40 protein-coding genes are annotated in these 24,718 nt (G+C 63.2%); 35 read left to right on the top strand and 5 right to left on the bottom strand.

Translation table 11 applies throughout. The annotated features are described in order from the left end of the window. The first annotated feature begins 134 nt into the window (after nt 1–134). The 35 genes from C380_RS08625 to xth all read left to right on the top strand — a co-directional run bounded on the left by C380_RS08625 (nt 135) and on the right by xth (nt 18,343). Entirely contained in the window at nt 135–431 is a 297-nt protein-coding gene (locus C380_RS08625) for a hypothetical protein (protein ID WP_015013469.1), read from the top strand. Nucleotides 432–434: 3 nt separating this feature from the next. Next, nucleotides 435–644, top strand: coding sequence for a hypothetical protein (locus tag C380_RS08620; RefSeq protein WP_015013468.1), 210 nt, complete (start codon nt 435–437; stop codon nt 642–644). A 76-nt stretch (nt 645–720) separates the two neighbouring features. Next, nucleotides 721–1,395: a hypothetical protein gene (locus C380_RS08615; RefSeq protein WP_015013467.1), complete on the top strand. Its 675-nt coding sequence runs from the start codon at nt 721–723 to the stop codon at nt 1,393–1,395. Nucleotides 1,396–2,403: 1,008 nt separating this feature from the next. Further along, nucleotides 2,404–2,748, top strand: a complete 345-nt coding sequence (locus C380_RS08610; protein ID WP_015013466.1) for a hypothetical protein — start codon at nt 2,404–2,406, stop codon at nt 2,746–2,748. Between the two features lies 1 nt (nt 2,749). Further along, nucleotides 2,750–2,959: a hypothetical protein gene (locus tag C380_RS08605; RefSeq protein WP_015013465.1), complete on the top strand. Its 210-nt coding sequence runs from the start codon at nt 2,750–2,752 to the stop codon at nt 2,957–2,959. Between the two features lie 48 nt (nt 2,960–3,007). Beyond that, nucleotides 3,008–3,205 carry a hypothetical protein gene (locus tag C380_RS08600; protein WP_015013464.1) on the top strand — a complete coding sequence of 66 codons (198 nt, stop codon included), beginning with the start codon at nt 3,008–3,010 and terminating at the stop codon, nt 3,203–3,205. Next, entirely contained in the window at nt 3,202–3,504 is a 303-nt protein-coding gene (locus tag C380_RS08595) for a hypothetical protein (RefSeq protein ID WP_148279931.1), read from the top strand. Before C380_RS08600 ends, C380_RS08595 begins: the two co-directional genes overlap by 4 nt. After that, on the top strand, nt 3,501–3,692 hold the full coding sequence (locus tag C380_RS08590; RefSeq protein WP_015013462.1) for a hypothetical protein: 192 nt from the start codon (nt 3,501–3,503) through the stop codon (nt 3,690–3,692). The genes C380_RS08595 and C380_RS08590 overlap by 4 nt, the downstream gene beginning before the upstream one ends. Then, nucleotides 3,692–3,955: a hypothetical protein gene (locus C380_RS08585; RefSeq protein ID WP_015013461.1), complete on the top strand. Its 264-nt coding sequence runs from the start codon at nt 3,692–3,694 to the stop codon at nt 3,953–3,955. The genes C380_RS08590 and C380_RS08585 overlap by 1 nt, the downstream gene beginning before the upstream one ends. After that, a complete protein-coding gene (locus C380_RS08580) occupies nt 3,952–4,155 on the top strand; it encodes a hypothetical protein (RefSeq protein ID WP_015013460.1) in 204 nt (67 codons plus the stop codon). The genes C380_RS08585 and C380_RS08580 overlap by 4 nt, the downstream gene beginning before the upstream one ends. Continuing rightward, entirely contained in the window at nt 4,152–4,781 is a 630-nt protein-coding gene (locus tag C380_RS08575; protein ID WP_015013459.1) for a hypothetical protein, read from the top strand. Before C380_RS08580 ends, C380_RS08575 begins: the two co-directional genes overlap by 4 nt. Continuing rightward, on the top strand, nt 4,778–4,963 hold the full coding sequence (locus C380_RS08570; protein ID WP_015013458.1) for a hypothetical protein: 186 nt from the start codon (nt 4,778–4,780) through the stop codon (nt 4,961–4,963). The genes C380_RS08575 and C380_RS08570 overlap by 4 nt, the downstream gene beginning before the upstream one ends. Continuing rightward, on the top strand, nt 4,960–5,181 hold the full coding sequence (locus C380_RS08565; protein WP_043566286.1) for a hypothetical protein: 222 nt from the start codon (nt 4,960–4,962) through the stop codon (nt 5,179–5,181). Before C380_RS08570 ends, C380_RS08565 begins: the two co-directional genes overlap by 4 nt. A gap of 96 nt (nt 5,182–5,277) precedes the next feature. Then, nucleotides 5,278–6,117, top strand: a complete 840-nt coding sequence (locus tag C380_RS23960; protein ID WP_015013456.1) for an ERF family protein — start codon at nt 5,278–5,280, stop codon at nt 6,115–6,117. Then, nucleotides 6,110–6,844, top strand: coding sequence for a hypothetical protein (locus tag C380_RS08555; RefSeq protein ID WP_015013455.1), 735 nt, complete (start codon nt 6,110–6,112; stop codon nt 6,842–6,844). Before C380_RS23960 ends, C380_RS08555 begins: the two co-directional genes overlap by 8 nt. Before the next feature lie 9 nt (nt 6,845–6,853). Continuing rightward, nucleotides 6,854–7,969 carry a hypothetical protein gene (locus C380_RS08550; RefSeq protein ID WP_015013454.1) on the top strand — a complete coding sequence of 372 codons (1,116 nt, stop codon included), beginning with the start codon at nt 6,854–6,856 and terminating at the stop codon, nt 7,967–7,969. Between the two features lie 215 nt (nt 7,970–8,184). Beyond that, nucleotides 8,185–8,469: a hypothetical protein gene (locus tag C380_RS08545; protein ID WP_015013453.1), complete on the top strand. Its 285-nt coding sequence runs from the start codon at nt 8,185–8,187 to the stop codon at nt 8,467–8,469. Nucleotides 8,470–8,537: 68 nt separating this feature from the next. Beyond that, nucleotides 8,538–9,017 (top strand): hypothetical protein, encoded by a 480-nt coding sequence (locus C380_RS08540; protein WP_015013452.1) that lies wholly within the window; start codon nt 8,538–8,540, stop codon nt 9,015–9,017. 5 nt (nt 9,018–9,022) lie between these two features. Beyond that, nucleotides 9,023–9,319 (top strand): KTSC domain-containing protein, encoded by a 297-nt coding sequence (locus tag C380_RS08535; protein WP_015013451.1) that lies wholly within the window; start codon nt 9,023–9,025, stop codon nt 9,317–9,319. 63 nt (nt 9,320–9,382) lie between these two features. Then, a complete protein-coding gene (locus C380_RS08530; protein ID WP_015013450.1) occupies nt 9,383–9,799 on the top strand; it encodes a hypothetical protein in 417 nt (138 codons plus the stop codon). 39 nt (nt 9,800–9,838) lie between these two features. Then, nucleotides 9,839–10,645, top strand: coding sequence for a DUF2303 family protein (locus C380_RS08525; protein WP_015013449.1), 807 nt, complete (start codon nt 9,839–9,841; stop codon nt 10,643–10,645). A 116-nt stretch (nt 10,646–10,761) separates the two neighbouring features. After that, entirely contained in the window at nt 10,762–11,331 is a 570-nt protein-coding gene (locus C380_RS08520) for a hypothetical protein (protein ID WP_043565285.1), read from the top strand. Next, nucleotides 11,328–11,960: a DnaJ domain-containing protein gene (locus C380_RS23955; RefSeq protein ID WP_015013447.1), complete on the top strand. Its 633-nt coding sequence runs from the start codon at nt 11,328–11,330 to the stop codon at nt 11,958–11,960. Before C380_RS08520 ends, C380_RS23955 begins: the two co-directional genes overlap by 4 nt. 136 nt (nt 11,961–12,096) lie before the next feature. After that, nucleotides 12,097–12,702 (top strand): hypothetical protein, encoded by a 606-nt coding sequence (locus tag C380_RS08510; protein WP_015013446.1) that lies wholly within the window; start codon nt 12,097–12,099, stop codon nt 12,700–12,702. Beyond that, complete coding sequence (locus C380_RS08505) at nt 12,699–12,959, top strand: hypothetical protein (RefSeq protein ID WP_015013445.1); 261 nt, start codon at nt 12,699–12,701, stop codon at nt 12,957–12,959. The genes C380_RS08510 and C380_RS08505 overlap by 4 nt, the downstream gene beginning before the upstream one ends. A 1-nt stretch (nt 12,960) precedes the next feature. Further along, nucleotides 12,961–13,206: a hypothetical protein gene (locus tag C380_RS08500; RefSeq protein WP_015013444.1), complete on the top strand. Its 246-nt coding sequence runs from the start codon at nt 12,961–12,963 to the stop codon at nt 13,204–13,206. 10 nt (nt 13,207–13,216) lie between these two features. Continuing rightward, a complete protein-coding gene (locus C380_RS24395; protein ID WP_015013443.1) occupies nt 13,217–14,560 on the top strand; it encodes a DUF4406 domain-containing protein in 1,344 nt (447 codons plus the stop codon). Then, nucleotides 14,557–14,730, top strand: a complete 174-nt coding sequence (locus C380_RS25270; protein WP_168162353.1) for a hypothetical protein — start codon at nt 14,557–14,559, stop codon at nt 14,728–14,730. The genes C380_RS24395 and C380_RS25270 overlap by 4 nt, the downstream gene beginning before the upstream one ends. Next, nucleotides 14,727–14,885, top strand: coding sequence for a hypothetical protein (locus C380_RS25265; protein ID WP_168162352.1), 159 nt, complete (start codon nt 14,727–14,729; stop codon nt 14,883–14,885). Before C380_RS25270 ends, C380_RS25265 begins: the two co-directional genes overlap by 4 nt. Then, nucleotides 14,882–15,331, top strand: a complete 450-nt coding sequence (locus C380_RS08490; protein WP_015013442.1) for a hypothetical protein — start codon at nt 14,882–14,884, stop codon at nt 15,329–15,331. Before C380_RS25265 ends, C380_RS08490 begins: the two co-directional genes overlap by 4 nt. Nucleotides 15,332–15,446: 115 nt before the next feature. Beyond that, nucleotides 15,447–16,379: a radical SAM protein gene (locus C380_RS08485; protein WP_015013441.1), complete on the top strand. Its 933-nt coding sequence runs from the start codon at nt 15,447–15,449 to the stop codon at nt 16,377–16,379. 199 nt (nt 16,380–16,578) lie between these two features. Continuing rightward, nucleotides 16,579–17,046, top strand: coding sequence for a hypothetical protein (locus C380_RS08475; protein WP_015013440.1), 468 nt, complete (start codon nt 16,579–16,581; stop codon nt 17,044–17,046). Further along, a complete protein-coding gene (locus C380_RS08470; protein ID WP_015013439.1) occupies nt 17,043–17,252 on the top strand; it encodes a hypothetical protein in 210 nt (69 codons plus the stop codon). Before C380_RS08475 ends, C380_RS08470 begins: the two co-directional genes overlap by 4 nt. Next, complete coding sequence (locus C380_RS08465; RefSeq protein WP_015013438.1) at nt 17,249–17,446, top strand: AlpA family transcriptional regulator; 198 nt, start codon at nt 17,249–17,251, stop codon at nt 17,444–17,446. Before C380_RS08470 ends, C380_RS08465 begins: the two co-directional genes overlap by 4 nt. Before the next feature lie 117 nt (nt 17,447–17,563). Then, nucleotides 17,564–18,343, top strand: a complete 780-nt coding sequence (xth, locus tag C380_RS08460; RefSeq protein ID WP_015013437.1) for an exodeoxyribonuclease III — start codon at nt 17,564–17,566, stop codon at nt 18,341–18,343. A 166-nt stretch (nt 18,344–18,509) separates the two neighbouring features. Here the strand turns inward: xth and C380_RS08455 are convergent, their stop codons facing one another. The 5 genes from C380_RS08455 to glnA form a co-directional block, all read right to left on the bottom strand. Beyond that, nucleotides 18,510–19,457 carry a PA2169 family four-helix-bundle protein gene (locus C380_RS08455; RefSeq protein WP_015013436.1) on the bottom strand — a complete coding sequence of 316 codons (948 nt, stop codon included), beginning with the start codon at nt 19,455–19,457 and terminating at the stop codon, nt 18,510–18,512. A gap of 228 nt (nt 19,458–19,685) precedes the next feature. Further along, entirely contained in the window at nt 19,686–21,323 is a 1,638-nt protein-coding gene (ntrC, locus tag C380_RS08450; protein ID WP_015013435.1) for a nitrogen regulation protein NR(I), read from the bottom strand. A 51-nt stretch (nt 21,324–21,374) separates the two neighbouring features. Further along, the gene (gene glnL / locus C380_RS08445) at nt 21,375–22,400 is read right to left on the bottom strand and encodes a nitrogen regulation protein NR(II) (protein ID WP_043566259.1); all 1,026 of its coding nucleotides are present in this window, start codon (nt 22,398–22,400) and stop codon (nt 21,375–21,377) included. Between the two features lie 81 nt (nt 22,401–22,481). Further along, on the bottom strand, nt 22,482–23,009 hold the full coding sequence (locus tag C380_RS08440) for a hypothetical protein (protein ID WP_015013433.1): 528 nt from the start codon (nt 23,007–23,009) through the stop codon (nt 22,482–22,484). A gap of 220 nt (nt 23,010–23,229) precedes the next feature. Then, the gene (glnA, locus tag C380_RS08435; RefSeq protein WP_015013432.1) at nt 23,230–24,645 is read right to left on the bottom strand and encodes a type I glutamate--ammonia ligase; all 1,416 of its coding nucleotides are present in this window, start codon (nt 24,643–24,645) and stop codon (nt 23,230–23,232) included. Nucleotides 24,646–24,718 lie beyond the last annotated feature (73 nt).

Below are 24,718 nucleotides of genomic sequence, written 5' to 3'. Positions count from 1 at the left end.
ACGCGCGGGGCCTGCCCGGGATATCACGTTGACCACATAACGCCTCTGTGTGCCGGGGGCGCCGATAGGCCCGGCAATATGCAGTGGATCGCTAGGGAGGACCACCGGTTCAAGACGCTGGTTGATGTGCGCGAATGCAGAAAAATGAAGAGGGAGAATCGGTGATTCTGACACTGAAGATCGACAAGATTGAGCCTGGCAACTATCGCGCCCGGGTTCTAGAAGGCCGGGAGGAACTGGACGAGTTTGGCGCCAATGGTATTGCTGCCGCGATCAGGCAGTGCAGCCAAGCGCAGATGCCTGACCTCTCAGGGTTTCACATCTGGTACGAGCACGTCTGCGCAGGGACGATTCCGATGTCAAACATGCGAATTGATCCAGAGGGCATCGCCCAGCGCCTGATGACCCTGCATGGAGCCCTGAAAGGCTGAATCATGACAACAACACTCCGCCTCCAATACTCCGACGTTCGCACCCGCCTGGTGGACGGCAAGCCATTGATCGGCTTGCGCCACAGAGCCAAGGCAGCAGGGGACATGCCGGTCACAACTGCTTGGGTCGAGATGCCGCCAGAAACCGTCAGGCGGCTCATCAAGACACTAGAGGAAACGCTGTCTGAGCTGGAACCGAAGCAGTCTGAATGAATTGGGACCACCGCTTACTACGCTGGTGGATGTGAGGGAATGCCGTAAGCAACGGCGCTAGAGATTGGAGGAAGCCATGGCAAAAATCTCGGTCAACAAGTTAGCAGAGCTTCTTGTGAGTGCAAACCCAGCGCGTCGCCGCCGAATTTTGCAGGATCAGAAGTATCCGAATGCTCCAATCGTCGCCCGCTATCGACTCGCACAAGACCCCATTAACCAGTTCCTCACAAATGGCCGGGATGAAGCGAAACTGAAAGACGCTATAGCCAAATTGCGCGATGACAGAAGCGGTACTGAGTGGGCAATTGACGACCGATGGAACACTGCTGATGCGTTGGAAAAACTACTGGAAATGTCCGACCTCATACCATCAAAGGATGGAGAGGAATACCAGCAGGGCGAGCAGAACGCACCTAAGTTGGCCATTGCTGGAGTTGACATCAGCATCCGACCTGACTTCTTGATCAGCTTTGAAAAGCGAGGGAAAAAATACACGGGCGCGCTTAAGTTTCACTTCATCAAAAACCCCGACTCTGCGCTCACGAAATCTGGATCAGAGTACGTCTCGACGCTGTTGCGACAATGGCTCGAAATTTACGGGCCCGATGGCACCACGCCCTCGCACACGCACTGCCTATGCGTGGATGTTTTTAGATCTGCAACAGTTTCTGCGCCCCGCAGCACAACCAAGCGCATGATAGAAATCACGGCGGCATGCGAGGAGATTGCTGCGCGCTGGCCTCAGCTATAGCCCCTTCAATCAACCCACGCGGCTTCCAACCGTTAAGGTCGCCCCTGCTTTCCAGTAGCACGTGCGTGCTGTTCACCTGCCTGATCGTCACAGGCTCAAGGTCATCTTCGTCACCATGACAAACAGCGAAGGTTGTTCCTGGCCTTAGCCTGAGTGGTGCACCATCGTTCACATCCAACTCCCAACCGCCCTTGAGGCGGTTTTTTGTTGCCCGCCCGGATTGGGCGTTGGCACAGTTTAGCAATTCATTTTGCGTTTCGCTATTGACATTCATTTTGCGTATCGCTAAATTACACCCATCGCAGCACACAAGCAGCGGCTCAGGTGGGTGGATTGGCGCACACCGGTGGGTTCCTTAAATCAGCTATCCCCGCGGATCACCGGCAACGGTGGAAGCCGTCACAGCGCAGGCAAGCGCGACTGTGAATCAGGTAGTGGGCGCGAACACCGGGCGTTAGACGGTGGTGAGGTGGACCAGCGCAGTGCATACAGCGCCCAGGAACAGGAAAGGTCTGCGTGTCGCGCATGCGGGGGGAGTGCTCCTTGTCCCGGTTGATGCGCCACACGGTATTCAAAGATGCCCTCCAACGAGGGCCATCACATCACCCTGCTGTCCAAGCAAAGGCTCACGCTCTGCGCGGGACATTTGGCAGCGGGGTGATGTGATGGTCAGCGCAGGCGCCCGTTGCCTTGGAGTGGCGCGGGCCGGAAGTACGGCAGTGAACAGGCAGCGTATCTGCCTCGGGTTTGTATCCCTGCGGGCCTGTGTTCGGCCATCAAACCAATACGGGCAAAAGCCACTTCACAAACTTTGAACCGGTGCGTGATCCCCCTGGCAAGTAGCCCACCAGTAGCTCCGGTGCAGGACGCCATCCTGTGCCCTTCCCTGCTTCGGCAGGGCTTTTATTCCCTCCCCTCCTGCCTTGCGCAGGGGTTCGCCCCGCCTGTCGGGGCTTTTTTCTTCCCCACCAGCCCACCACCGCGTGGGCTTTTTCTTTGGAGCCTGCAATGACAAAAATCACCGGTGATGCCGTCGCGCTGGTCAGCAAATACACGCGCTTCGACCCAGCCAACCCGGAGAAGACCGCTGCCGATGAGTTCAGCATCGTGAGCAAAGACAACCTGACCAAGGAAGGTGCACTGCGCGCTCATTGGGCAAAAGATGGCTACATCCTGGTCGGCATGGCCCGCATTGAGATCGAGCTGCTGCCGCAGAAGGAAATCACCACGAAAGCTGTGGCCACGCTGCGCCAGCAGAAGGAGCAGGTTCTTGCCACCGCACAGGCAGAAGCCACCCGCATCGAAGGCCAGATACAGAGCCTGCTGGCGATTGAGCACGTCGTAGAAGCCTGACATGGCCCGCAAGTTCCGCTGGACGCGCGCCCTCTACCGCCGCGCGCACCGCGAGGCCCGTGTCTATGACGGCTACGGGTTCATGTACCACGGTGAGCCTGCCCTAGTCCGGCGCTGGCGCGAGCTGTGGGACCAGCACCCGCAGCACGACGACCCGCTGACGCGGCCCCACTGGCAGCGATACCAGCCAGACGACGGAATCCCGTTCTGAATTCACCCAGCCCGCACCCAGCGGGCTTTTTTCCGCCCAGGAGGCGCAATGCAAAACGTACACCCCACTGTGCAGCCGCTGCTGCGCATCCCTGGCGCACCGCCGCCGATTTCCCCGCAAGAGCTGCAGCGCCTGCGCAATCAGGCCTGGGCAGAGGTGGCCGCCATCGAGGCCAGCGACGGCCGCTACCACCGCGCCCTGGTGGATCAGGTGCAGCACAACGCGCACATGGGGGTGTGGTCGTGAGCACGATGATTTTTCAAGCCACCCGGGCCCCGTGGAATACCTCCATTGAACTGCACATGGCCGTGCGTTCAGAAGGCGTGCTCTCTGTCGCGCAACCGGTGGTGATGAAGGCGGCCGACGAGACGCAACTTCACGACCCATTCATGCGGCTGGACTTCACGGCTGCACAGATGCTCATGGATGAACTGTGGCACTGCGGCCTGCGGCCCACCGAAGGCACCGGCAGCGCTGGAAGTTTGGCGGCGACAGAGCGCCATCTGCAGGACATGCGGAAGTTAGTTTTTGAAGGCAAGCCATGAACGACCACATGACCGCCCCGCACTTCACCACCGCCCGCCGCGATGCCCTGGCTGCATCCATTGCAGCCCAGGCAGAGGCCAAGCGCCGCAACGACGAGGCCGCCCGTGCGGCTGCACTCAGGGCAGAGGCTGCCGCCATTGGCGCGGAGCTGGACCCGGAATCCATTGAACAAGCAGAGGTGACGTAATGAGCAACAGTGCAACCCCAACTTTTCAAATAGGCGCCCGCGCACTCGGGTACTACGGCCTCATGGCCAGCTACCGCCGTCGCAGCGATGGCAAGTGGGAACCATCGGTGTGCATCACTTCATCGGCCGACACCGACGAAGGTGCGCACACACCAGCACAGAGCGTGACCATCAACAGCCGCGCCGGTCTGCTGGCACTGCGCGAGGTGATTGACGAAGCCCTGCGCCAACCAGATGCAGAGCCCGCAGGAGCCGCACCATGAACTACGTCATCAGCCTGATCGCCGTGGTGATCGGCCTTGGCATGGCCGCAGTCGCCGCGCACGAATCCGACGCTGCGGCCGAACCCACCGAGCTGCAGCAGGCCCACCACTCCCGCGACTTCGCCGCTCGCCGTGCCTGCGAAGGCAAGCCGTTTGAGTGGCAGGGGGATGTGCTGGTTTGCTTCAAGGAGCAGCCATGAAAGAGCGCCCCATCCTTTTCAGCAGGCCCATGGTCCGCGCGCTGCTGGATGGCAGCAAGACGCAGACCCGGCGAGTGGTGAAGCCACAGCCCGACACCGCGCACGACGGGGAGCCCTACTGGTTCATCGGCGGCTATCGCGTGTGGGGCTACAGGCCAGCCCCGGCAGTCCCACTGCGCGCGGGTGGTAACCCGCTGCCATGCCCATACGGACAGCGCGGCGACCGGCTTTGGGTGCGTGAGTCTTTTGCGCATATGTATCGAGACAACGCGCAGCCCGAAAAGCGGGCTCCCGAGGATGTCGCATACATGGCCGACAACCTAACGCCTGACCCGTACGTCTACGGATCGTGGAAGCCCAGCATCCACATGCCCCGCTGGGCCAGCCGCATCACCCTGGAAGTCACCAACGTGCGCGTGGAGCGCCTGCAGGACATCAGCGAGGCGGATGCGATGGCCGAGGGCTCCCCACCGAGCCATCCAAGCATCGACCGAATCTCGCGCGAGTTCGGCTATGCGGACTTCCCGCGCAGTTGGTACGCCCAACTGTGGGACCAGATCAACGGCGCCGGCGCCTGGGCCGCCAACCCCTGGGTTTGGGTGGTCGAATTTCGGAGGCTGACATGAAGGTCATCAAACAAGGCCAGCCGCCGGAGGACCAGATCCACCGCGAAACCTGCGGCCACTGCAAGAGCGAGCTGGAATTCAAGCACTCCGAGGTGCAGTGGTCGCCAGACCCGCGCGACGGCGCGCTCTGGTTCGTCATCTGCCCTGTGTGCACGCGGCATGTATGGGGGCGCGCCAGATGATCCAACTCGCACTTGCTTTTTTTGGGCTGACAGCGCTCTACATGGCCACGGGCCACAACGCGCGTGCACGGCGTTGGGCGCCCCTGGTGGGCCTCTGCGGGCAACCGTTCTGGATCACCTTCGCGTTGCAGTCATCGGCCTGGGGCCTGCTGGCCCTGTCGCTGGCCTACAGCGCGGTGTATGTGCGCGGCGCCTGGGTGCAGTGGAGGCTGCCATGAGAGCCGCCCTCGCCTTCGCCGCCTGGCTCCTTTCCACATCCGCAGCCCTGGCCCTCTACATGGCCTGGGTGCATCAACCGTTTATTTGAGGTTCACATGAACGCAACAGACACAGCCGACGTGCTGACACTGGCGCCCGTTGAAGCGCATCAAGTCCCGATGCAGCAGGGGCCCGCTCAGTCAGCCCGATCCGATTCTTCGGCGCTGACGCAGGCGATCATTGCCGCCGCACACGACCCCAGCGTGAACATAGAGAAGATGGAGCGACTGCTAGGAATGCACGAGCACATCGCCGCGCGGGATGCAGAGCAGCAATTCAATGCGGCCATGGCGGCAGCCCAAAGCCGCATGGGTCGCGTGTCTGCTGATGCAGTCAACCCGCAGACCCGCAGCCTGTATGCCTCCTATGCGCAGCTTGACCGCCACATCCGGCCAATCTACACAAGCCATGGGTTTGCCTTGAGCTTTGACCAGGCCGATGGGGCCCCAGATGGTCATATCCGGGTGCTCTGCTACGTGTCGCACATCGCTGGCCACACGCGCACCTACCGGTGCGACATACCGGCTGATGGCAAGGGCGCCAAGGGCGGCGACGTGATGACAAAGACGCACGCCGTGGGCTCAGGCAAGACCTACGCCAAACGCTACTTGCTCAAGGACATTTTCAACGTGGCCATTGGCGAGGACGACGACGACGGCAACAGCGCCGGGAACAGCCAGGAGCCCGAAAAATCCATGCTGGAGCAGTGGACGGAGAAGGTCAAGACCACCAAGACGCGCGCAGTGCTCACTCAGGTGATGCGCGAGGCGAAGGATGCGTTCAAGGTTGCGAACGACTTTGCGGGCTACCAGTCCCTGATGCACATCATCACCCAGCACGGCAACAGCCTGCCCGCAGATCCACCAGCGCAACCAGCCCAGCCCGCCCATGCGTGAAATCCTGTTCCGGTGCTCCAGCCTGGGGCACTTGATGACGGACCCGCGCACCAAGGCCGAGGGCGACCTGTCCATAGGGGCACGCTCCTACATCCGCCAGCTGGTCAAGGAAGAACTGTACAGCGTGGAGTTTGAGGTTTCCAGCAAGGAAACCGACAAGGGCATTGCGGTGGAGAACACCGCCATCGCGCTGCTGAACAAGGTGCGCGGCCTGAATCTGGCGAAGAACACCGAGCGCCGCCGCAATGAATGGATCACCGGCGAGTGCGACCTGTTCGACGCACCCCGGCGCCGTGGGCACGACATCAAAGCGCCCTGGTCCCTCAAGACCTTCCCGGCCTGGACCGTGGACGCCATCGACCCGCTCTACGACTGGCAGATGCGCGGCTACATGATGCTTTGGGACGCGGACGAGTGGGAGGTGAACTACGTGATGGTGAACACCCCGCACGACCTGATCCGCAACGAGCCCATGGATCAGCACCTGGTTGACCACATCCCGCCGCACCACCGCCTGACCACCTGGGTCATAGAACGCGACTTCCAAAAGGAATCGCTGATCCGCCATCGCTGTGAGGCTGCCAGCGCGTACTACGAGCAGCTGATCCGCGAGTTTGACGACACACACAGCATGGACGTGATCGACGTTCAGGCCAAGGTTGTCACCCCAACCCCACAAATTTCCAGCACAGCCGCCTCGCGCGTACGGCTGCCCACCCTTTTCTGAGGAGTTTTCATGACTGAAACCGCAACCCCCACCACCGCAGTGGCGCAACAGCAGGCCGCCAACGTCGCCACCAAGCCCATGTCCATCAAGGACACCGTGCTGGCGCAGTTCAAGGAAACCGAGGCCGGGCTGCTGGCCATGGCCGAAAAGTACCGCAATGTGGTCTACGACGTGACCACCACCAAGGGAATGAACGAGGCCAAGGCTGCCCGCGCCGAGTTGCGCGACGATGGCCGGCGCATGCTCACCCGCACCGAGGCCGCCGTGAAAGCGGACGTGAACGAACTCAAGAAGGTGATGGGCGATGAAGTGGAGCGCCTTGTTGCCATCGTGAAGCCGGTCGAAGACGCCATTGATGCCCAGATCAAGGCCGAGGAAAAGCGCAAGGCCGATGAGAAGGCCGAGCGCGACCGCAAGGAGGCCGAGCGTGTTGGCGCCCACCGCGCCAACATCGAACAGCTCAAGGCCTACGTGGAGCAGGCCGAGGGCCAGCCGGTGGATGTGATTGAAAAGGCCATTGCCACGCTGGGCGAAATGACCTTTGGCGAGGAATGGGAAGAATTCGCCCAGGAAGCCGAGGCCGCGTGCTTGGCCACCGTGCAGCGCCTGCTGGCCATGGTGGAGAGCGAGAAGCGCCGCATTGAAAACGAGCGCCTGCAGAAAGAACTGGAAGCCGCCCGCGCAGCGCTGGCCGCACAGGCACCCGCGCCCGCCCCCGCCGCGGTGGAGCCAACCGAAGAAGCTCCGGCGCAAGCCGCAAATTCCACGGTCTTCGAGGTGGAGCCATGGGATGGGCCCACAGCCGATCAGTTGGTGCAGCCTGCTGCCGAGCCTGTGGACGCGCTCGAACCAGCCCGCCAGCGCGTGAGCAGCTGGGCCGCTGCGCGCAACGCCCCCGCCCCCGCACCTGTCGCGCAAGCTGCAACTCCTGTCCTCAAGCTGGGCACGATCAACGAGCGCTTGGGCGGCGCCATCACCACCAGCGCCGAGGGCTTGCGCATTCTGGGCTTTGAACCCGCTGGCAAGGTGGGAGCCCACGGCGTGTACCGCGAGGCCGATTTCCCTCTGATCCTGGCCGCTATGGTGCGCCACATCGAGGCCGTGCAGGCCAAGGCTGCCGCCTAACTATCACGGGACCGATCAAGACCTTTCACTCCAGCCAGGCCACTGGGGAACAAGTCTCGGATGTCTGCCGCCAGCGTCCCGCGAAGCTCAGCGCTGGCGAACAGGCCAAGGCGTGATCGGTCGAAAGCATGAGCGCCAAATCCGAGAAACGGCCACCCCAAACACCACAACAAAGCCCGCCACATGCGGGCTTTTTCATTCCCCAAGGAGCATCCATGAGCGAAACGACCGACGCCACTACGCCCGACATGCAACGCGTCACCAAGGACATCAAAGCAGGCGGCGCAGACGCCCTTGCGGACAAGGTGATCGACCTGATGAACGAATGCACCCAGGCGCATGACGCATTCACCGCCCTCTACGGCGTGCTGTACGCCGCTGGCTCAGCAATGGCATGTACTGGAGCAGTCCTGGACGAGCGCGTGAACCTGCGCCAGCAGTTGGAACCGCTGTTTACTGGCTATGACGATCAGCGGGCGAGCCAGGCCAAGAAGCACTGAGCGCCACCAACCCACCCCACAGCCCGCACACAGCGGGCATTTTTTTGTTCACCTCAAGGAGAAAACCTATGTCCCAAACCCCTATCCGCCTTCCCTTTAGCGGCCTGCTCGCTGCCCTGCTTCTTGCCGATATGGCCGCCAAGAGCGGCGCCGGACTCGATGGCCAAGTTCCCCCAGGCCTCAAGGAACTGCTCTCGGCCAAGTGCGATGACCCCACCTGCGATGCCTGCAACCCATCCAACGCTGACAAGCAGCAGGGCGGCGATGGTGCGACAGACACGGCTGAGCAGGTCCATGTGAGCGCCGCTGTCGAAATCCCACCCGAGGTTGCCGAGCTGGTGGGCATGACCAAGCCCGACTTCGATCCTGACAGCCTGGAAGGCCATACCCGCCTGCTGGCCGCCGCCTTCATCATCAATGTGCGCAAGCTGGGCGAACAGCCGGTGAACGCCTTCCCCAAGGCTGCCGCCACTCTCTCCGGCATCCGTTACGTGGAGAACACGGTGCTGGCTGCGCTGCACACCTTCGCCTCCCTGGCAGGCAAGTGAGCGCGATGCCGAACGCCGAGAAGCAAACGCCGCCCATCCCCCTGGTGGCGGTCGAGAGCAACCAGATCAAGGCCATTGGGCACGACCCAGACCGAGAGGTGCTGGTGGTGCAGTTCACCAATGGCGCTGCCGTGTACCACTACAGCGGCGTGACCAAGGAGCTGCATCAAGCCCTCATGGCCGCCGAATCGAAAGGCATCTTCTTCGCCCGCCACATCCGGGGCCTGGAGTGCCAGAAGTTTGAAGCGACTCCCCAGGTCCAGCACCTGCCGCCCGACGACACCGAAGGCGGGGCCCTGTAGCCCGCCGCCCGCAGATCCCGCAACCGGCCCGCCACGTGCGGGCCATTCTTTTGGAGCAACCCCATGAGTACCACACTCAAATCCCCAACGCTGCAGGCCAAGCGCAAGCCATTCACCGACTTCTTGAAGCAGGTGGATTTCGGCAACGTGGAGCAGGAAGCCACCGACGCACTGCAGGACATCGTGCACGCCAGCACGCAGACCGGCAAAGCGGGCGAGCTGACGCTCAAGATCAAGATCAAACCCATCGGCACCACCGGCCAGGTGGAGCTGGAGGCCGACGTGAAGGCCAAGGTTCCGCAGCCCACACGCGGCAAGACCCTCATGTTCGCCACGCCGGACAACAACCTGCAGCGCGAGAACCCCCGGCAAACCACGCTGGACGGCCTGCGCACCGCCGACCAGGAAGCCGCCGCTCAAACCGAGCTGCGCACGGCGCCCGCCGCCGATGCCGCGCAACCCCTGCGCGCCGTCCACTGATCCCCCTTCCCTCAACCCGTTCCAACCAGGAGAAAACCCATGGGACAAGAAAAAACCGAAACCCAGGCCCGCGACGAGCTGGCCGCATGTCATCAGCAGGGCTACGCCTTTGGCGCAGGCATCCCTGCCGTGATCCTGCCCGAAGGCTACGAGTTGAAAACGCTGGAGCACACCCTGGCAGCTCCCGCACGCAAGAAGGGTGTTACCACCCTGAAAGACGCCGAGAGCTTCATCGCAGTGGTAAACGACCAGAAGACCGAAGGCAGCACTCGCCTGTTCAGCACCATCGACCCGCCCACCTTCACCGCCGTGTTCAACCACATCGGCACCGAACCCGGCTGGGGCGATCACCGTGCTCAGTACAACGCGCCGCTGTCCCCCGAGTGGAAGGCCTGGAACGGCATGGACGGCATTCACAAGTCCCAGGTGGAACTGGCCCAGTTCATCGAAAACAACCTGGTGGACGTGGTGAGCCCAGACGGCGCAACCCTGCTGGAAATCTGCCGCACCCTGGAAGCCAAGAAGAAGGTGAACTTCGCCAGCGCCATCCGCTTGTCGGACGGCTCGCACCAGTTCACCTACGAGGAAGACGTGCAGGGCACCGCGCAGAAGGGCCAGCTCAAGGTGCCCGAGGAATTCATCATCGGCATCCCTGTGTTCGAGAACGGCGCCAAGTGGCAGATCAACGTGCGCCTGCGCTACCGCATTCAGGACGGTGGCCGCCTGACGATGTGGATTGAGCTGATCCGCCCGCACAAGACCATCGAGGCCGCCGTGGCAGAGCTGCGCAAGCAGATCGCTGACGAAACCAAGCTGCAGATCCTCAACGGCACCCCCAGCAACTAACCCCCAACGCCCGCCCGCATCAAGCGGGCTGGCCGGGCCATGAGCACAGGGCGCGCCGCGCTCTGTCCTGATTGCCTGGAGAACCCATGGAACGACGACAGAGAGACATCCACACCATGGCCGAGCAAGCCGGCCTTTCACCCTTGCGCTACGAGCGCAAAGCCAACCGGGCCACGCTGCTGTGCCTGGCAGAGAACGGCGCCGAGCGCGTTTTCAGTATCAGCATGGGCAGCCGCAGCGACGCGCGCGGCGACTTGAACGAGCTGGGCGCCATGAAGCGTTTCGCCCGTGAAAACTCCGCGCCCAACGAGACCACCCATCCCGCAACCACCGCCCCCAAGAAAGACTACCTCGCCATGCTCAAAGCCACCGCCCCCACCGTCCCCGCTCTCGACCCCGTGGCCTTCTACCGCGCCTGCGAATGGCTCAAGGGTCAAAAGATCGTCACCTTTGCCAGCCTGGAAGCGCTGGCGCAGGACGCATCTAAGCATGTAGGCGCGACCGTCAACGAGACGGACATGAAGCTGGTGATGACCACCCTGAACGTGCAGGAGCCCGCGCTCTGGCACGAACCCAAAGACCCACAGGCCATCCTCGTGCGCGAGCTGTCCACGATCATGAAGAAGCTGGGCGAGACACCATCCCCGGCGTTTGACCGACTGGCCGCGCGCCTGCTGCAGGCATGAGCCGCCCAGACCACTACGCCACGCTTGGCGTGGCCCCTGATGCCAGCGTAGACGACATCAAGCGGGCCTACCGGCGCGCGGCGCGCCATGCTCACCCTGACCGTGGCGGCAACCATGAGCGCATGCAGGCACTGAACGAGGCCAAGGACGTGCTCACTGACCCAGCCCGGCGGGCGCGGTACGACGCTGGTGAAGATGGCCAGGCCAGCACCGAGGAAGAAGCGGCCCGCGCGCTGATCCTCCAACTGTTCGCCGAAGCCGTGGACGTCAACAAGGATGACCCCGTGGAAGGTGTACGCGAGGCGCTGCAAACAGGCCGGACTGGCGCTGCCGTCAAGGCCACCATGCTGCGCCGATCTATCAACCGCCTGGAATCCCAACGCAACCGCGTGAGGGCCAAGACCGAGCGCAATGTGTACCTGGATGTGATTGAGGCGCGCATTGCATCCGCTCGTGCAGACATCGCTGGAATGGAAAGCACCGAGCGCACCGCGAGTCTGGCGCTGGAAATTCTGGCCGCTGAATACGAGTGCGGGCCTGGGGTGAACCGCGAGCGCCCCAGCAGCGATCTAGCTGCCGCGATCCGCTACGGGCTCATCCCCGAAAAACCAGACTGGCGCGGGTACTGACGGACACAAAGGCCAGCCGCAACCCCACCACACAGAGCCCGCACCACGCGGGCTCTTTTTTACCCGCAGCGCTATCGCATTGATAGCTACTCGCGCTTATTTATAAAGCGCCGCGACCTGATTTGATTGGAAAACCATGACCGATAAAACAGACCCTATCGCGCACGCTGCACGCCTGTTGCGCGAAGCAGCGCAAGAGCTGCAGCAGGGCCACACATTGCGCACAACGCCCAACGACTGGACCGGAGAGCCCGAAGCCAAGGCCGCCTACGACGAACACATGGGCGCAGCTGCTGCGCTGGAGTGCTGGGCCGAATCCATCGGCGCAGGTGGAGTGAGTGGGCCGCTGATGGGCAAGCCGCAAGAAATGCCCGACCTGTCAGCACTGACAGAGCGCGGGGCGAAGGCATGGGCTGGTGTTGATGCGCAGGGGCTGCGGGATGGCGTGGCAAGTGCGGGGAGTGAGCCAGTGGCGCATCTTTGGCAGCACAGCGAAACAGGCCGCACGCGGGTTGTGATGCCTGACATGGTGGTAGATGCGTGTGCCACATGGCTTCTAGTCGGTCCGCTGTACCTCCACCCCTCTCCCCCAGAGGGAATGGTGGCCGAGCAAGCACTGCGCAAGGTGCTGTCAGTGGTGCAGCGATACCTGCCCCCAGATGGGCCCACTGCCCACGACGCCATGACCGAAATCACAGAAATCGTTGACCCGTGGCCTCTTGGCCCGCTGGAGAAACCATGAGCACCAAGACCATTCCCGCGCAGATCATCAAAACCTGCGATGGCTGCGGCGTCACGATTGATGCGCAGAACTCTCGCCAAGAGGGCAAGCTGACGCTGAACGCCCACGCGCTGGACATGCACGGCCATGCCTGCGCCGACGCCACTCGCAAACTCGACCTGTGCGATTCCTGCCTCTACAAAGTTGGTAGGGCGATTGACGTAGCGCTCGCCGCCGCCCCGCCCACCTCATCTGCGGATAGCAGAAAGGGGGAGTGATATGGGCAAGCCAATCCGATGGACAAAGCGCCTTTGGAAGATGGCTCGCGGGCAGGACGCATGGCAGGGCTACTACGACCGGCGCGAGACGCCTTTGCTGCTGGCGTACTGGCAGGCCAAAGCGCAAATGGATTCGCTGGCCGGATACCGCGACGACCCACTACTGCGACCGCTGCGCTATCGCCTCAGCGACTACCGATACCGCAAGCAGGTTGCAAGCGGTGAAATCGATGAAATCCCGTTTTGAAAGACCCATCATGACAAACCAACAAGCGCCAGAAGCGCCTAGCTACGAGCATCAGCGCGCGATCATGGTAGGCGAGCGCAATGCCAGCCTGGATGCCTACAGCCGCGTCGTGTACCTGACGCAGACTGAATCGCGCATCTATGAAGCGGCATTCACCAACGGCTGGAATCGCCTTGCCGCCCTGGTAGAGGCACAGCAGCCCGCCCCATCGGCTGCGGGGCCATGCGTGATCTGCGGTTCAGATGACCCATTCACTGGCACTTGCGGTAGTTCCGACCAACGCGCACTTTGCAAGCAGCCCGCCCCATCGGCTGCGGCAGGCGCGGGCCAGGAGCCGCCGGGCATTCATGCATTGATGTGCGTTATCTCAAGCCTGCGCGACACAGCCCATTTCAGCGACGAAGAAGGTGAGGTGACCGACGATCTGCGCACGCTGCGCGATTGGGCCTTAGCGCAAGCTGCAGCACCCCAGCCCTCCCCCACGCCCCAGGCAGACAGCGCCCCAGCCGAAGCCGTGCAGCGCATCGTGCACCTGCGCACCGACCGTGAGCGCCGCGTCTACGTGGCGGGGCCGATGACTGGCCTGCCCGAATACAACTTCCCGCTGTTCAACGCCACCGCTGCGCGCCTGCGCTCCGAGGGCTGGCATGTCGAGAACCCCGCAGAGCACGGGCACGTCGAAGGCGCAGGATGGGCCGACTATCTGCGTTGGGACATCAGCCGCATTGCCACCTGCGGTGCGATCTATCTGCTGCCCGGATGGTCGAAGTCCAAGGGCGCAACGCTGGAGGTGCACATCGCTAGCGTGCTTGGCCTGCAGGTGCTGCTGGCAGATGGTGCAGAGTCCCCCACGGCACAGCCAGCACCAGCCGCCACGCCCACCGCCGCGTCGCTCGCCTGGAACGCACTGCGTGACCTGACTGGCCCGCTGGGCGAGGATGGCGTGAAGATCATGGGGCACATCCGCACCTACGCGCAGCGCCAGTATGAAGCCGGGCTTGCTGAGGGCCGGGCAGCACCAGCCGCCACGCCCCAGGCAGACAGCCAGCCAGCGCCAGAACCTGCAGACATCATTGCAGGCGCGCTGCAGACCAGCCGAGGGCATGCCATGGAGCTAATGCAGCAGGCTGTGGACGCAGACCGCGCAGCCCGTGCCGCACCACAGCCAGCAACAGCAGATGCGGTGGATGCGGAGCGGTGGCGCGAGCTTGCATCCATGGTCGAGGAAATACACGGCGGCGATGACGTGATGACCATTGAACTTTCCTCCGATGCGCGGCCAGCGCCACACCTGAAATCTTTGCTGGAGTTCAAGTTTGACTACTTGGCCGCCCAGCGGGAGGTCAAGCCATGAGCGCGCTCGCAATCATCGGAGCCACCTTCCTTTGTGCCGTGTTCGCTGGCGCCGTGATCCCAGGCGTGGCGTACCACGTCTACTTCGGCACCGAAGACGGCGCCTTGGAATGGCACCAGAAGCACGCGCAGCCCAAGGATCGCGCCACCCACCAAGGAGACACCAAATGACCACAAAAGAACTGCTCTCAATGATGCGCCTGCTGTCCGCTATGGAAAGCGCAATGCTCACCGTGGGCAAGTCATTGCCAGATCACCTTTGGGACGACGTGACGCGGCATGTCGAAATACTGGAGCGCGAAATTTTGCAGAGGGCTACCCAATGACCGACACCAAAACACCGAGCCCGAGCGTGCTTGCAAGCCTGCGCCACTTGTACCAGAACATGGTCAACGGAGGCGTGCGTGACACAGCCAGTTCAAAGCGGATTGCCGAAGGGCTGCTGGCCCCCGCAATTGAAGCGCTGGAGCGTGGCGCGCAGCCTGCGGGAGAGCCGGTGGCGTGGATGTGGCAGCACGACGAAACCGGGCGCACTGGATTTGTGGACTGCTGGCAGGTGGAGAACGGATGGCAAGTGAACAATCCACGTCTGAAGCTGGTCCGCCCGCTTGTGTTTGGTGACACCGCCCCACAGCCTGCGCCAGTACGGGATCCGCAACCCATGCCAGACCTCACCCAGCTCACAGAGCGCGGCGCCGAGGCATGGGCCGGGGTGGATGCGCAGGCGCTGCGGGAAGGCGGCATCACCGGAGGCCAGCATGGCGCTGAGTGACGAACGGCTAGACGCCATCCGCGCCCTCAAGGAATCACCGCCACCCACCGCCTGACAGGCACCCCACCCCATCAACAGCCCCGCTCATGCGGGGTTTCTTATTTGGAGAACCGACATGCAAGTCAAACGAATTGATTCCAGCGATGAAAACGTGAGCAAGTACGTGTTCGACTTCGGCAACGCCGTGGCAGAAGCCGTCCTTTACAAATACCCAACCTATGAGGATCGCACGGTGATCTGCTGCAGCACTCAAAGCGGGTGCCCTGTGGGCTGTCGCTTCTGCGGCGCCGGGGATGCGTTTGTGCGCAGCTTGACCGGCGATGAAATCGTGGCTCAGGTCCAGCACCTGTTTGCAGATCGCGGCATTGACCCCGAGGCTGTGCAGCGCTGCCAGATCATGTTCATGAGCATGGGGGAACCGCTGCTGAACTTCGGCGGCCTGTCGGACGCAATCCGTAAGCTGCATGCGCTCTACCCGCGCTTCGCGTTGCTCATTAGCACCTCTGCGCCAGATGTGGACTACGAGCGGGTGCGCGACCTGTCTGTCGAAGTGCCAACGGTGGGCCTGCAGTTCAGTGTGCATGAGAGCACTGACGAGGCACGCAATGCACTGATCCCGTTCAAGGCAAAGTTGACTCTCGCGCAAATTGCGAAAGAGGGCGAACTCTGGTTTCGAGCCACAGGAAGAGAGCCATTTTTCAACTACTGCGCTCACGACCGCAATACATCCCATGAAGATGCCGAGCGCATCTATCAGATTTTCAATCCGATGTTCTGGCAGGCCACCATCAGCGTGGTGTGTGAGCGCGACGAGTCAGTGGCGGCCGCGAACATCCGGCAACGCCAGTTGGCTACGGACTTCATGGAGAAGCTGAACGCATACGGCTACCCCACACGCTGTTTTGACCCTGCGGGGCAGGACGACATTGGCGGCGGCTGCGGGCAACTGTGGTTCGTTCAGGAGTGGATGCGCAACAACCCCGAATTGGCACGGCCCAGCATTGGCCGAAGCATCCCCATCGTGCACGCGCCGCGCTGCACGGCATGAGCACCGCCCCAGACTGGCACGCCGCCGATGCGGCCTACCAGGCACACCACTCCAACTGCCCCACCTGCCGCGCCGCCGGCACTGCCCCTGGTTCAAGGGAGCGGTGCCCAGATGGCGCAGCTCTGTGGACCCAGTATCAACAGGCGGGAGATCCGCCGCACTTCACCTGGCTGCGGAAGCGGCAGGGAGGAAAGAAACCATGAAGATGGCAAAACCTTCAACCCGTGACATCGACGCAGGCGGCGAATTGCTGTGCCTGCTGGACACCATTGACGAACGCTGGGGAGGGCCCTGGCCGATCCACGGCGCGCCGCAGGATTTGGGCAAGTTCCTCAACGACAAAGATGAGAGTTTCGACAGCGACAACCCGAAGCATCTGCAGGTGCTCTACAACCATCTGGCGAAGCTGCTGCGCACGGCGCCGAACTTTCATGGCCGCGTGCTCGGTGGCATGTGCTACGTCATCTGCTGGGACAAGAATCAGATTCTCGACCCGGCGCTTGACCACCTTGAGCTGCACCCGGACATCCTCGCCGGCCTGCGCCTTCTGGCAGCCAAGCGTGCCGACTTCCTGCCCCAGCTGGAGCGCGAGGCACGCGCGGCGGTGGCCACGGCCATCAATGCATCCGCCGACCGCCACCTGCGGGAAATGGGTCTGTCGCCATGACCAAACGCCCCTCCCTCTCGCCCGCCCAGCGCAACGCGCTGTGGCGCGCAACGGTGGGGCAGACGCCCTCCAAAGACCCCCGCACCCTGCAAGCCCTGCACCGCAAGGGCCTGCTCCAAGGGATCGACCACCGCCCCACCGATGCGGGCGCCGCGTACTTCGCCTTACCCGCTACCGGCGAATTGCCAGGAGCCAGAACAACATGAACACCGCACAACACCCCCTCGCCTATCAAATCAACCACGCCGCTGCAAAGCTCGATGTCTCACGCGCAACCATCTACCGGCTGGTCAAGGACAAGCATTTGAAGCTGGTGAAAGTCGGCAAGCGTGCCAGCCGGATCACCGCGAAAAGCATCCACGACTACTTGGAGTCTCGGTGCGGCGACAATGCCGGCTAGGCCCTTCCAACACGGCTACCCAAGGGCACAAAATTCGGGTAGCTAGGTGGGTAGCCAGCCAAAAAATCAGCACCATCAAGCCGACAACCCATTGATCTAAAAGAGATTTTTCAACCAATGCAAATTGCCACCTGGAACGTGAACTCCCTGTCGGTGCGCCTGCCCCAGGTGCTGGCCTGGCTGGCCGCCAACCCGGTCGATGCCCTGTGCCTGCAGGAGCTCAAGCTCACCGACGACAAGTTTCCGCACGACGCGCTGAAAGAGGCGGGCTACGAAGCCGTCGCCTTCGGCCAGAAGACCTACAACGGCGTGGCCATCCTGAGCCGCCACCCGTTGCGCGACGTGGTGCGCAACATCCCTGACTTTGGAGACGAGCAGGCCCGCGTCATCGCGGCCACGCTGGACACGCCCACAGGCCCGCTGCGCCTGCTCAACGGCTACTTCGTCAACGGCCAGGAGCCGGGCTCGGAAAAGTTTGCCTACAAGATGCGCTGGCTGCAGGCCCTGCAGGACATGGTGCGCGCCGAGATGGCGGCCCACCCCCGCCTGGTGCTGGTGGGCGACTTCAATGTGGCGCCTGAAGACCGCGACTCGTACGACCCCGAAGGCCTGCGCGAGACCATCCACCACACGACCGAAGAGCGCAACCACTTCCAGGCGCTACTGGCGTTGGGACTGACCGATGCCTTCCGCATGTTCGAGCAGCCCGAAAAAAGCTATTCGTGGTGGGACTACCGCATGCTGGGCTTCCAGAAAAACCGGGGCCTGCGCATCGATCACATCCTGGTGAGCGAAGCGCTCAAGCCCACAGTAACGGCCTGCGTGGTGGACCGCGCCCCGCGCAAGAACCCGCAGCCCAGCGACCACGCGCCGGTGGTGGTCACGATGAGCGCCTGATACGTAATACGACCGCTCGGCTGCAGTCCTCAGGCTGCCCGCAAGCAACGCAAAAAGGCTGTCAGAGTATTCCTCTGGCAGCCTTTTTTCTGGGGGCAACCCTCAGGTGCAGCACAGGCGCCATCTCAGGCGTGGCTTCCCCCAGGGACGCCCTTGGCCCCTGAGATCAGGGCCGTGGCGAGAACCCGTCGCGCAGCGCACGCACCTCGTCGTGGTTGCGCTGGGCGCCTTGTGCCTGGCGCTCCACCAGCGCGCGCACATCGGCAGGCAGCGTCGCCTTCAACGCCTTGCGGTAGCGGGCTACCGCAGCGTGCTCGCCACGCTCGCATTCTTCCAGCACGGCCTTGTCGTCGCGGGTGGAGAGTGCAGTCTTCACCGACACCCAGCCCCGGTGCAGCGCACCTGCCACCGTGCCGCCCTGTGCAGGGTCGCCATTCAGGCGGCGAATCTCATGCTCCAGCTCGACAGCGGCAGCGGCGCATTCACGCGAGTGGCGCTGGAAGATGCCCTTGAGCTGGCCCGACTCGGCATGCTCCGCGCAGGCATGGAAGCCGTACTCGCCATCGCGTGCAGACTCCAGCAGGTCATTGAGTACATCGACCACATCCTCGGCGTCGATCACGTCCATTGGGCGGTCGGTGGCGAGCGCAGTGCGGTTGGCGGCGCGCTCCCACGCCGCACGGGTGGCGGGGCGCACATCGGTCCAGGCCAGGCCGTCGCTGCCATGGCGTGCGCGCCAGTCGTCCGCCAGGCGCGGCTCGATGGCGTCAAAGTCGCCCTCGTAGCGGCCCACAGACGACCAGCCCAGCTCATAGGCGGGACGGTATTGGTCGTACGTGCGGCCGCCCACGTAGTAGGGCTCGCGGTGGTAGGTTTCGCGCCAGTAAGCGTCTTCTTCGGTGGGGTTGACGGCCTCGGCAGCCGCCTTGCCAGCCAGGCCGCCGGCCACAGCCCCAGCTACGCCACCAATGGCAGCGCCGACCGGGCCGCCGAAAGCACCAGCAGCAGCGCCGGCAGCAGCGCCACCCAGGGCTGCACCCACGCCCGTTCCGACAGGGTGAGCGCCCGGCTCATTGGTCAAAGGGTCACGGTTGGCATCGTTGAAATCCGACATAGGAACATCTCCGGTTGGTTGACAGTGACTTCATTGTTGAAGCCACCTCCGAAGTGCCAGGTCGGCCCAGGGAGGGCCTACATGTAGGACGTGGCCCGCCATGCGGTGCGATGGGCAACGCGCATCAGGGCCGTGTTACAGCGATGCCACCGGCGAGGTAGTAGCACCTTGAATTGCTATGATTTCAATAGCTGCAGAGGCATGATAAACAAGCACCTGCGGCCATTTTCATACTTCATCCGGTGCGTCCAGCCCCAACTCCTGGATCTTGCGGGTGATGGTGTTGCGCCCAATGCCCAGGCGCTGCGCGGCCTCCATGCGACGGCCGTGGGTGGCCACCAGGGCCGTGCGGATCAGGCGCGACTCAAAGCGCCGCGTGAGCGCGTCCCACACCTCGGGCTGGCCGCCTGCGAGCAGTTTTTGCGCTTCTGTTTCGAGTGCCTGCTCCCAACTGTGGGCGGCAGCCACAGGGGCTGCCACAGCGTCGGCCGACCAGGACGCAGCGGCTACAGGTGCAGACGCGGGCACGGGAGTCGACACGGGCGCTGCGGGGTGCAGCCCCCCCACCAGCTCGGGCGCCGGCTGCGCCACCGGGGCAACAGGCGCCAGCGGGGCCACCGGCATGGATGTCACCGTCGCTGCCACAGGCTCGGCACCCGCCGTAGCGCGCACAGGCGGCTGATACACCGGGGCCTCCAGCACCTCGGGCGGCAGGTCTTGCAGCGAGATCACCTGAGCGGGTGCCATCACGGTCAGCCAGTGGCAGATGTTCTCCAGCTGGCGCACGTTACCCGGGAAGGCAAACTGCTCCAGCCGCGCCAGCGCCGAGTCGGCAATGCGCTTGGGCTCCACGCCCAGCTGCCGCGCGCTTTGCTGCAGGAAGTGGCGCGTGAGCATGGGCACGTCCTCGTGCCGCTCGCGCAGGGCCGGCAGGCGCAGACGGATCACGTTGAGGCGGTGGAACAAGTCTTCGCGGAAGCCACCTTCCTTGACGCGCTGCTCCAGGTTCTGGTGCGTGGCGGCAATCACGCGCACATGGGCCTTGACGGCCGCGTGGCCGCCCACCCGGTAGAACTGGCCGTCAGACAGCACGCGCAGAAGACGCGTCTGCAAATCAAACGGCATGTCGCCGATTTCATCGAGGAACAGCGTGCCGCCCTCGGCCTGCTCGAAGCGGCCGCGCCGCTGCGTCTGCGCACCGGTGAAGGCGCCGCGCTCGTGGCCGAAGAGTTCGCTCTCCAGCAGGTCCTTGGGAATGGCGGCGGTGTTAATGGCCACAAAGGGGCCATCGGCTACGGGCGAATGCTTGTGCAGCGCGCGCGCCACGAGCTCCTTGCCCGAGCCGGATTCGCCGGTGATGAGCACCGTGACCTGGCTTTGCGACAGCCGCCCGATGGCGCGGAACACGTCCTGCATGGCGGGCGCCTGGCCCAGCATTTCGGGGGTTGCAGTCTGGCGCTCTTCGGTGACTTCTTCGCGCTGGCTTTCTTCGACCGCGCGACGGATCAGCTCCACCGCCTTGGGCAGGTCAAAGGGCTTGGGCAGGTATTCGAACGCGCCGCGCTGAAAGGCCGACACCGCGCTGTCGAGGTCAGAGTACGCCGTCATGATGATGACGGGCAGGCCGGGCTGCAGCTCGCGCACCTTCTCCAGCAGTTGCAGGCCCGAGCCTCCGGGCATGCGGATGTCGCTCACCAGAACCTGGGGGCCCTGGCGGGCGGGGTCGCCCGCAGTGACATCGGCCAGTGCGTCCAGCACTTCGCGCGGATGCGTGAAGCTGCGCGTGGGCAGGTTCTCACGGGCCAGCGCCTTTTCCAGGACGAAGCGGATCGAGGGGTCGTCATCTACTATCCAGATCGGCTTCATATGTTTTTCTTACCTTCCCTGTGGTTGCGTGTCAGGGACCGTCGTGCGCTGTCAAGGCAAGGGGATCAGGATTCGGAAGTCGGTGCGACCCGGTACGCTGTCGCATTCGATCAACCCGTGGTGTCGCTGCACGAAGGTTTGCGCCAACGTCAGCCCCAGCCCTGATCCGCCGTCCCGACCCGACACCAAGGGGTAAAAAATCCGCTCCTTGATGGCATCGGGTACGCCCGGTCCGTTGTCGATGACATGCAATTCCAGTGCCAGCCGATAGCGTTGCCGACCGAACGTGACCTGGCGGGCCACACGTGTGCGCAGCGTGATCACGGCATCGCCCTTGGCGATACGCTCTGACAACGCCTGGGCCGCGTTTTGCACGATGTTCAGCACCGCCTGAATGAGCTGCGCACGGTCCCCGCGAAACTCAGGAATGGAGGTGTCGTAGTCGCGCTGTACCTTGAGGCCCTGCGGGTATTCGACCAGCACGAGCGAGCGCACCCGCTCGCACACCTCGTGGATGTTCACGTCGCCCACCAGATGCGGGTGGCGGTGGGGGGCTAGCAACCGGTCCACCAGGCTTTGCAGGCGGTCGGCCTCGTGGATGATGACCTGGGTGTATTCGGTGAGTTCGCGGTTGTCGAGCTCCATCTCCAGCAGTTGCGCCGCGCCCCGAATGCCGCCCAGCGGGTTCTTGATCTCATGGGCCAAGTTGCGGATCAGCTCCTTGTTGGCCTGGGCCTGATCGCGCAGGCGCTCTTCGCGGTCTTGGCGGGCCTGCTGCTCCAGCGGCCACAGCTCTACCAGGATTTCGCCCACCTGCTCGGCATCGGCCACATTGACATGCACAGGTACCGGGTCCTGGTGCAGGCGTTTCAGGCTGGCCTCGTAGCGCAGCGCGGCAAAGTCTTTGCCCCGGGCGCCCGCCAGGGCAGTCTGCAGCAAGGCGGGGTCGGTGAAGAAGGTGGAAAAGTCCGCCCCTTCCAGGGTGCGGCGCGAGAGGCCCAGTGTGTTTTCCAGGGCGGCGTTGGCAAACTGCACGGCACCATCATCCGCACGCAGCACGGCCACCAGGGTGGACATCAGGTCCAGGGAATGAAAACGCCCGGTGTCAGTGCCGGGCAGGTCGGGAAAAGAAGGGGCACTCACGCGCTGTCGCCGTTGTCAGTTAGTGGGCGCTGCGGGCGCGGGCAGGCGGGCAATCTCGCGCTTGATCCCTGCAATGTCGCTCTCGCTGCGGGCGAGGCTCGCCTTGAGTTCGGCCGTGCGCTCGGTGTAGCGCTGGGGGTTGCGCAGATCCAGCGCATTGCGCTCGGGCGCGCCGTTGTTGTATTCCTTGAGCAGCTCGGCATGGCGCGTTTCCGCCTTGCGCAGCTCGGACTCCAGAATGGCGCGGGCATCCGAGTCGCGGGACTTTTGCTCGTTGTTGCTGACGCGCGGAGCGTTGGCGGGCGAGGTCGCGGACGATGGGGCTGCCGCGCCACCACCGCCGGCGGCTGGGGCTGCGGCAGACGCCGGGCGGGTGCCTTGAACCACGGTGACATTGCCCCCTTCGACCAGCTTGCAGCCACGCTCCTTGGCCTGCTGCGCGTTGTTGGTGTATTCGTTGCCGCAACGGTAGATGCGGTCTTGCGCCTGGACTGCGGGAACGGCGGCGGCGATGAGAAGCAGGGTGATGAGCGTTTTTTTCATTCGGTTTCCTCGCACGGACATGCAGGGGTCGGGGGAGTATCCCCCAATCACCCCACATCTCCAATCCAACAAAGACAGACCCTTGCAGGGCTGTGTATACGGATGCAACACCTGACGCCTTGGTTCCACCGCGTGTACTCAGCGCGTCCGCCCGCTTCGCCCGCCCATGAAAAAAGGCGGCTTGCGCCGCCTTTTTGAGCCATGGTCTGCAAGCAGACGATTACAGCGAGTAGTACATGTCGTACTCGACAGGGTGCACGGCCATGCGGAAGCGGGTCACTTCGTTCATCTTCAGATCGATGTAGGCGTCGATCATGCTGTCGGTGAACACGCCACCCTTGGTCAGGAACGCGCGGTCCTTGTCCAGGTGCTCCAGGGCTTGGTCCAGGCTGTGGCACACGGTGGGCACCAGCTTGTCTTCTTCTGGAGGCAGGTGGTACAGGTCCTTCGTGGCGGCTTCGCCCGGATGGATCTTGTTTTCCACGCCGTCCAGACCGGCCATCAGCAGTGCAGCGAAGCCCAGGTAGGGGTTCATCAGTGGATCGGGGAAGCGGGCTTCCACGCGACGGCCCTTGGGGTTGGCCACATAAGGAATGCGGATCGAGGCAGAACGGTTCTTGGCCGAGTAGGCCAGCTTCACCGGGGCTTCGAAGTGAGGCACCAGGCGCTTGTAGCTGTTGGTGCCGGGGTTGGTGATGGCGTTCAGGGCACGGGCGTGCTTGATGATGCCGCCGATGTAGTACAGCGCAAAGTCCGACAGACCGGCATAGCCGTCGCCAGCGAACAGGTTCTTGCCGTCCTTCCACACGGACTGGTGCACGTGCATGCCGGAGCCATTGTCGCCGTGGTAAGGCTTGGGCATGAACGTGGCGGTCTTGCCGTAGGCGTTGGCCACGTTGTGGATCACGTACTTTTGCAGGATGGTCCAGTCGGCGCGCTCGACCAGCGTGCTGAACTTGGTGCCGATTTCGTTCTGGCCAGCGCCCGCCACTTCGTGGTGGAACACTTCGACCGGGATGCCCAGGGATTCGAGGATCAGGGACATCTCGGCGCGCATGTCTTGCGTGCTGTCAACGGGAGGCACTGGGAAGTAGCCGCCCTTGACGGTGGGACGGTGGCCACGGTTGCCGCCTTCTAGCTTGGCGCCGGTGTTCCAAGGAGCTTCGTACTCTTCGATTTCGTAGAAGGTGTTGTTGGGCTCAGTGCTCCAGCGCACGCCGTCGAAGATGAAGAACTCTGGCTCGGGACCGAAATAGGCGGTGTCGCCCAGGCCGGAGGCCTTCAGGTAGGCTTCAGCGCGCTTGGCGATGGAGCGTGGGTCACGGTCATAGGCCTTGCCGTCGGCGGGCTCGATCACGTCGCAGGTCAGGATCAGCGTCGTTTCTTCGAAGAAAGGATCGATGTTGGCCGTGCTCGGGTCGGGGATCAGCTGCATGTCGGAGGCTTCGATGCCCTTCCAACCGGCAATCGACGAGCCGTCAAAGGCGTGGCCCGAAGTGAACTTGTCTTCGTCGAAGTGAGAGACGGGCACCGTGGTGTGCTGTTGTTTGCCACGGGTATCGGTAAAACGGAAGTCAACGAACTTGACTTCGTTCTCCTTCACCATCTTCATCACGTCTGCAACGGTCTTGGCCATCAGGTTCTCCTGGATAAAGCGCTTGTTGAAAAAAGAGTTTGCTGAAACAAAAGCAGTTTGCGTGCCAGCCGAG

This window comes from Acidovorax sp. KKS102 (genome assembly GCF_000302535.1).
Classification (GTDB): domain Bacteria; phylum Pseudomonadota; class Gammaproteobacteria; order Burkholderiales; family Burkholderiaceae_C; genus Acidovorax.
The sequence above is the reverse complement of the archived record's forward strand: the minus strand, read 5'-3'. Positions and strand labels throughout refer to the sequence as shown.

What these genes read in the sequence shown, in the direction of transcription:
- C380_RS23955 (WP_015013447.1), top strand. Translation starts at nt 11,328, where the DNA reads ATGAGCCGCCCAGACCACTACGCCACGCTTGGCGTGGCCCCTGATGCC.
- C380_RS08555 (WP_015013455.1), top strand. Translation starts at nt 6,110, where the DNA reads ATGCGTGAAATCCTGTTCCGGTGCTCCAGCCTGGGGCACTTGATGACG.
- C380_RS08540 (WP_015013452.1), top strand. Translation starts at nt 8,538, where the DNA reads ATGTCCCAAACCCCTATCCGCCTTCCCTTTAGCGGCCTGCTCGCTGCC.
- C380_RS08505 (WP_015013445.1), top strand. Translation starts at nt 12,699, where the DNA reads ATGAGCACCAAGACCATTCCCGCGCAGATCATCAAAACCTGCGATGGC.
- C380_RS23960 (WP_015013456.1), top strand. Translation starts at nt 5,278, where the DNA reads ATGAACGCAACAGACACAGCCGACGTGCTGACACTGGCGCCCGTTGAA.
- C380_RS08550 (WP_015013454.1), top strand. Translation starts at nt 6,854, where the DNA reads ATGACTGAAACCGCAACCCCCACCACCGCAGTGGCGCAACAGCAGGCC.
- C380_RS08590 (WP_015013462.1), top strand. Translation starts at nt 3,501, where the DNA reads ATGAACGACCACATGACCGCCCCGCACTTCACCACCGCCCGCCGCGAT.
- C380_RS08530 (WP_015013450.1), top strand. Translation starts at nt 9,383, where the DNA reads ATGAGTACCACACTCAAATCCCCAACGCTGCAGGCCAAGCGCAAGCCA.
- C380_RS08575 (WP_015013459.1), top strand. Translation starts at nt 4,152, where the DNA reads ATGAAAGAGCGCCCCATCCTTTTCAGCAGGCCCATGGTCCGCGCGCTG.
- C380_RS08585 (WP_015013461.1), top strand. Translation starts at nt 3,692, where the DNA reads ATGAGCAACAGTGCAACCCCAACTTTTCAAATAGGCGCCCGCGCACTC.
- C380_RS08470 (WP_015013439.1), top strand. Translation starts at nt 17,043, where the DNA reads ATGACCAAACGCCCCTCCCTCTCGCCCGCCCAGCGCAACGCGCTGTGG.
- C380_RS08580 (WP_015013460.1), top strand. Translation starts at nt 3,952, where the DNA reads ATGAACTACGTCATCAGCCTGATCGCCGTGGTGATCGGCCTTGGCATG.
- C380_RS08525 (WP_015013449.1), top strand. Translation starts at nt 9,839, where the DNA reads ATGGGACAAGAAAAAACCGAAACCCAGGCCCGCGACGAGCTGGCCGCA.
- C380_RS08605 (WP_015013465.1), top strand. Translation starts at nt 2,750, where the DNA reads ATGGCCCGCAAGTTCCGCTGGACGCGCGCCCTCTACCGCCGCGCGCAC.
- C380_RS08500 (WP_015013444.1), top strand. Translation starts at nt 12,961, where the DNA reads ATGGGCAAGCCAATCCGATGGACAAAGCGCCTTTGGAAGATGGCTCGC.
- C380_RS08570 (WP_015013458.1), top strand. Translation starts at nt 4,778, where the DNA reads ATGAAGGTCATCAAACAAGGCCAGCCGCCGGAGGACCAGATCCACCGC.
- C380_RS08485 (WP_015013441.1), top strand. Translation starts at nt 15,447, where the DNA reads ATGCAAGTCAAACGAATTGATTCCAGCGATGAAAACGTGAGCAAGTAC.
- glnL (WP_043566259.1), bottom strand. Translation starts at nt 22,400, where the DNA reads ATGTCCACCCTGGTGGCCGTGCTGCGTGCGGATGATGGTGCCGTGCAG.
- C380_RS08600 (WP_015013464.1), top strand. Translation starts at nt 3,008, where the DNA reads ATGCAAAACGTACACCCCACTGTGCAGCCGCTGCTGCGCATCCCTGGC.
- C380_RS08625 (WP_015013469.1), top strand. Translation starts at nt 135, where the DNA reads ATGCAGAAAAATGAAGAGGGAGAATCGGTGATTCTGACACTGAAGATC.
- C380_RS08565 (WP_043566286.1), top strand. Translation starts at nt 4,960, where the DNA reads ATGATCCAACTCGCACTTGCTTTTTTTGGGCTGACAGCGCTCTACATG.
- C380_RS24395 (WP_015013443.1), top strand. Translation starts at nt 13,217, where the DNA reads ATGACAAACCAACAAGCGCCAGAAGCGCCTAGCTACGAGCATCAGCGC.
- C380_RS08520 (WP_043565285.1), top strand. Translation starts at nt 10,762, where the DNA reads ATGGCCGAGCAAGCCGGCCTTTCACCCTTGCGCTACGAGCGCAAAGCC.
- C380_RS08475 (WP_015013440.1), top strand. Translation starts at nt 16,579, where the DNA reads ATGAAGATGGCAAAACCTTCAACCCGTGACATCGACGCAGGCGGCGAA.
- C380_RS08490 (WP_015013442.1), top strand. Translation starts at nt 14,882, where the DNA reads ATGACCGACACCAAAACACCGAGCCCGAGCGTGCTTGCAAGCCTGCGC.
- C380_RS08510 (WP_015013446.1), top strand. Translation starts at nt 12,097, where the DNA reads ATGACCGATAAAACAGACCCTATCGCGCACGCTGCACGCCTGTTGCGC.
- C380_RS08455 (WP_015013436.1), bottom strand. Translation starts at nt 19,457, where the DNA reads ATGTCGGATTTCAACGATGCCAACCGTGACCCTTTGACCAATGAGCCG.
- ntrC (WP_015013435.1), bottom strand. Translation starts at nt 21,323, where the DNA reads ATGAAGCCGATCTGGATAGTAGATGACGACCCCTCGATCCGCTTCGTC.
- C380_RS08465 (WP_015013438.1), top strand. Translation starts at nt 17,249, where the DNA reads ATGAACACCGCACAACACCCCCTCGCCTATCAAATCAACCACGCCGCT.
- C380_RS08440 (WP_015013433.1), bottom strand. Translation starts at nt 23,009, where the DNA reads ATGAAAAAAACGCTCATCACCCTGCTTCTCATCGCCGCCGCCGTTCCC.
- C380_RS25270 (WP_168162353.1), top strand. Translation starts at nt 14,557, where the DNA reads ATGAGCGCGCTCGCAATCATCGGAGCCACCTTCCTTTGTGCCGTGTTC.
- C380_RS25265 (WP_168162352.1), top strand. Translation starts at nt 14,727, where the DNA reads ATGACCACAAAAGAACTGCTCTCAATGATGCGCCTGCTGTCCGCTATG.
- C380_RS08545 (WP_015013453.1), top strand. Translation starts at nt 8,185, where the DNA reads ATGAGCGAAACGACCGACGCCACTACGCCCGACATGCAACGCGTCACC.
- C380_RS08620 (WP_015013468.1), top strand. Translation starts at nt 435, where the DNA reads ATGACAACAACACTCCGCCTCCAATACTCCGACGTTCGCACCCGCCTG.
- C380_RS08610 (WP_015013466.1), top strand. Translation starts at nt 2,404, where the DNA reads ATGACAAAAATCACCGGTGATGCCGTCGCGCTGGTCAGCAAATACACG.
- xth (WP_015013437.1), top strand. Translation starts at nt 17,564, where the DNA reads ATGCAAATTGCCACCTGGAACGTGAACTCCCTGTCGGTGCGCCTGCCC.
- C380_RS08535 (WP_015013451.1), top strand. Translation starts at nt 9,023, where the DNA reads ATGCCGAACGCCGAGAAGCAAACGCCGCCCATCCCCCTGGTGGCGGTC.
- C380_RS08615 (WP_015013467.1), top strand. Translation starts at nt 721, where the DNA reads ATGGCAAAAATCTCGGTCAACAAGTTAGCAGAGCTTCTTGTGAGTGCA.
- glnA (WP_015013432.1), bottom strand. Translation starts at nt 24,645, where the DNA reads ATGGCCAAGACCGTTGCAGACGTGATGAAGATGGTGAAGGAGAACGAA.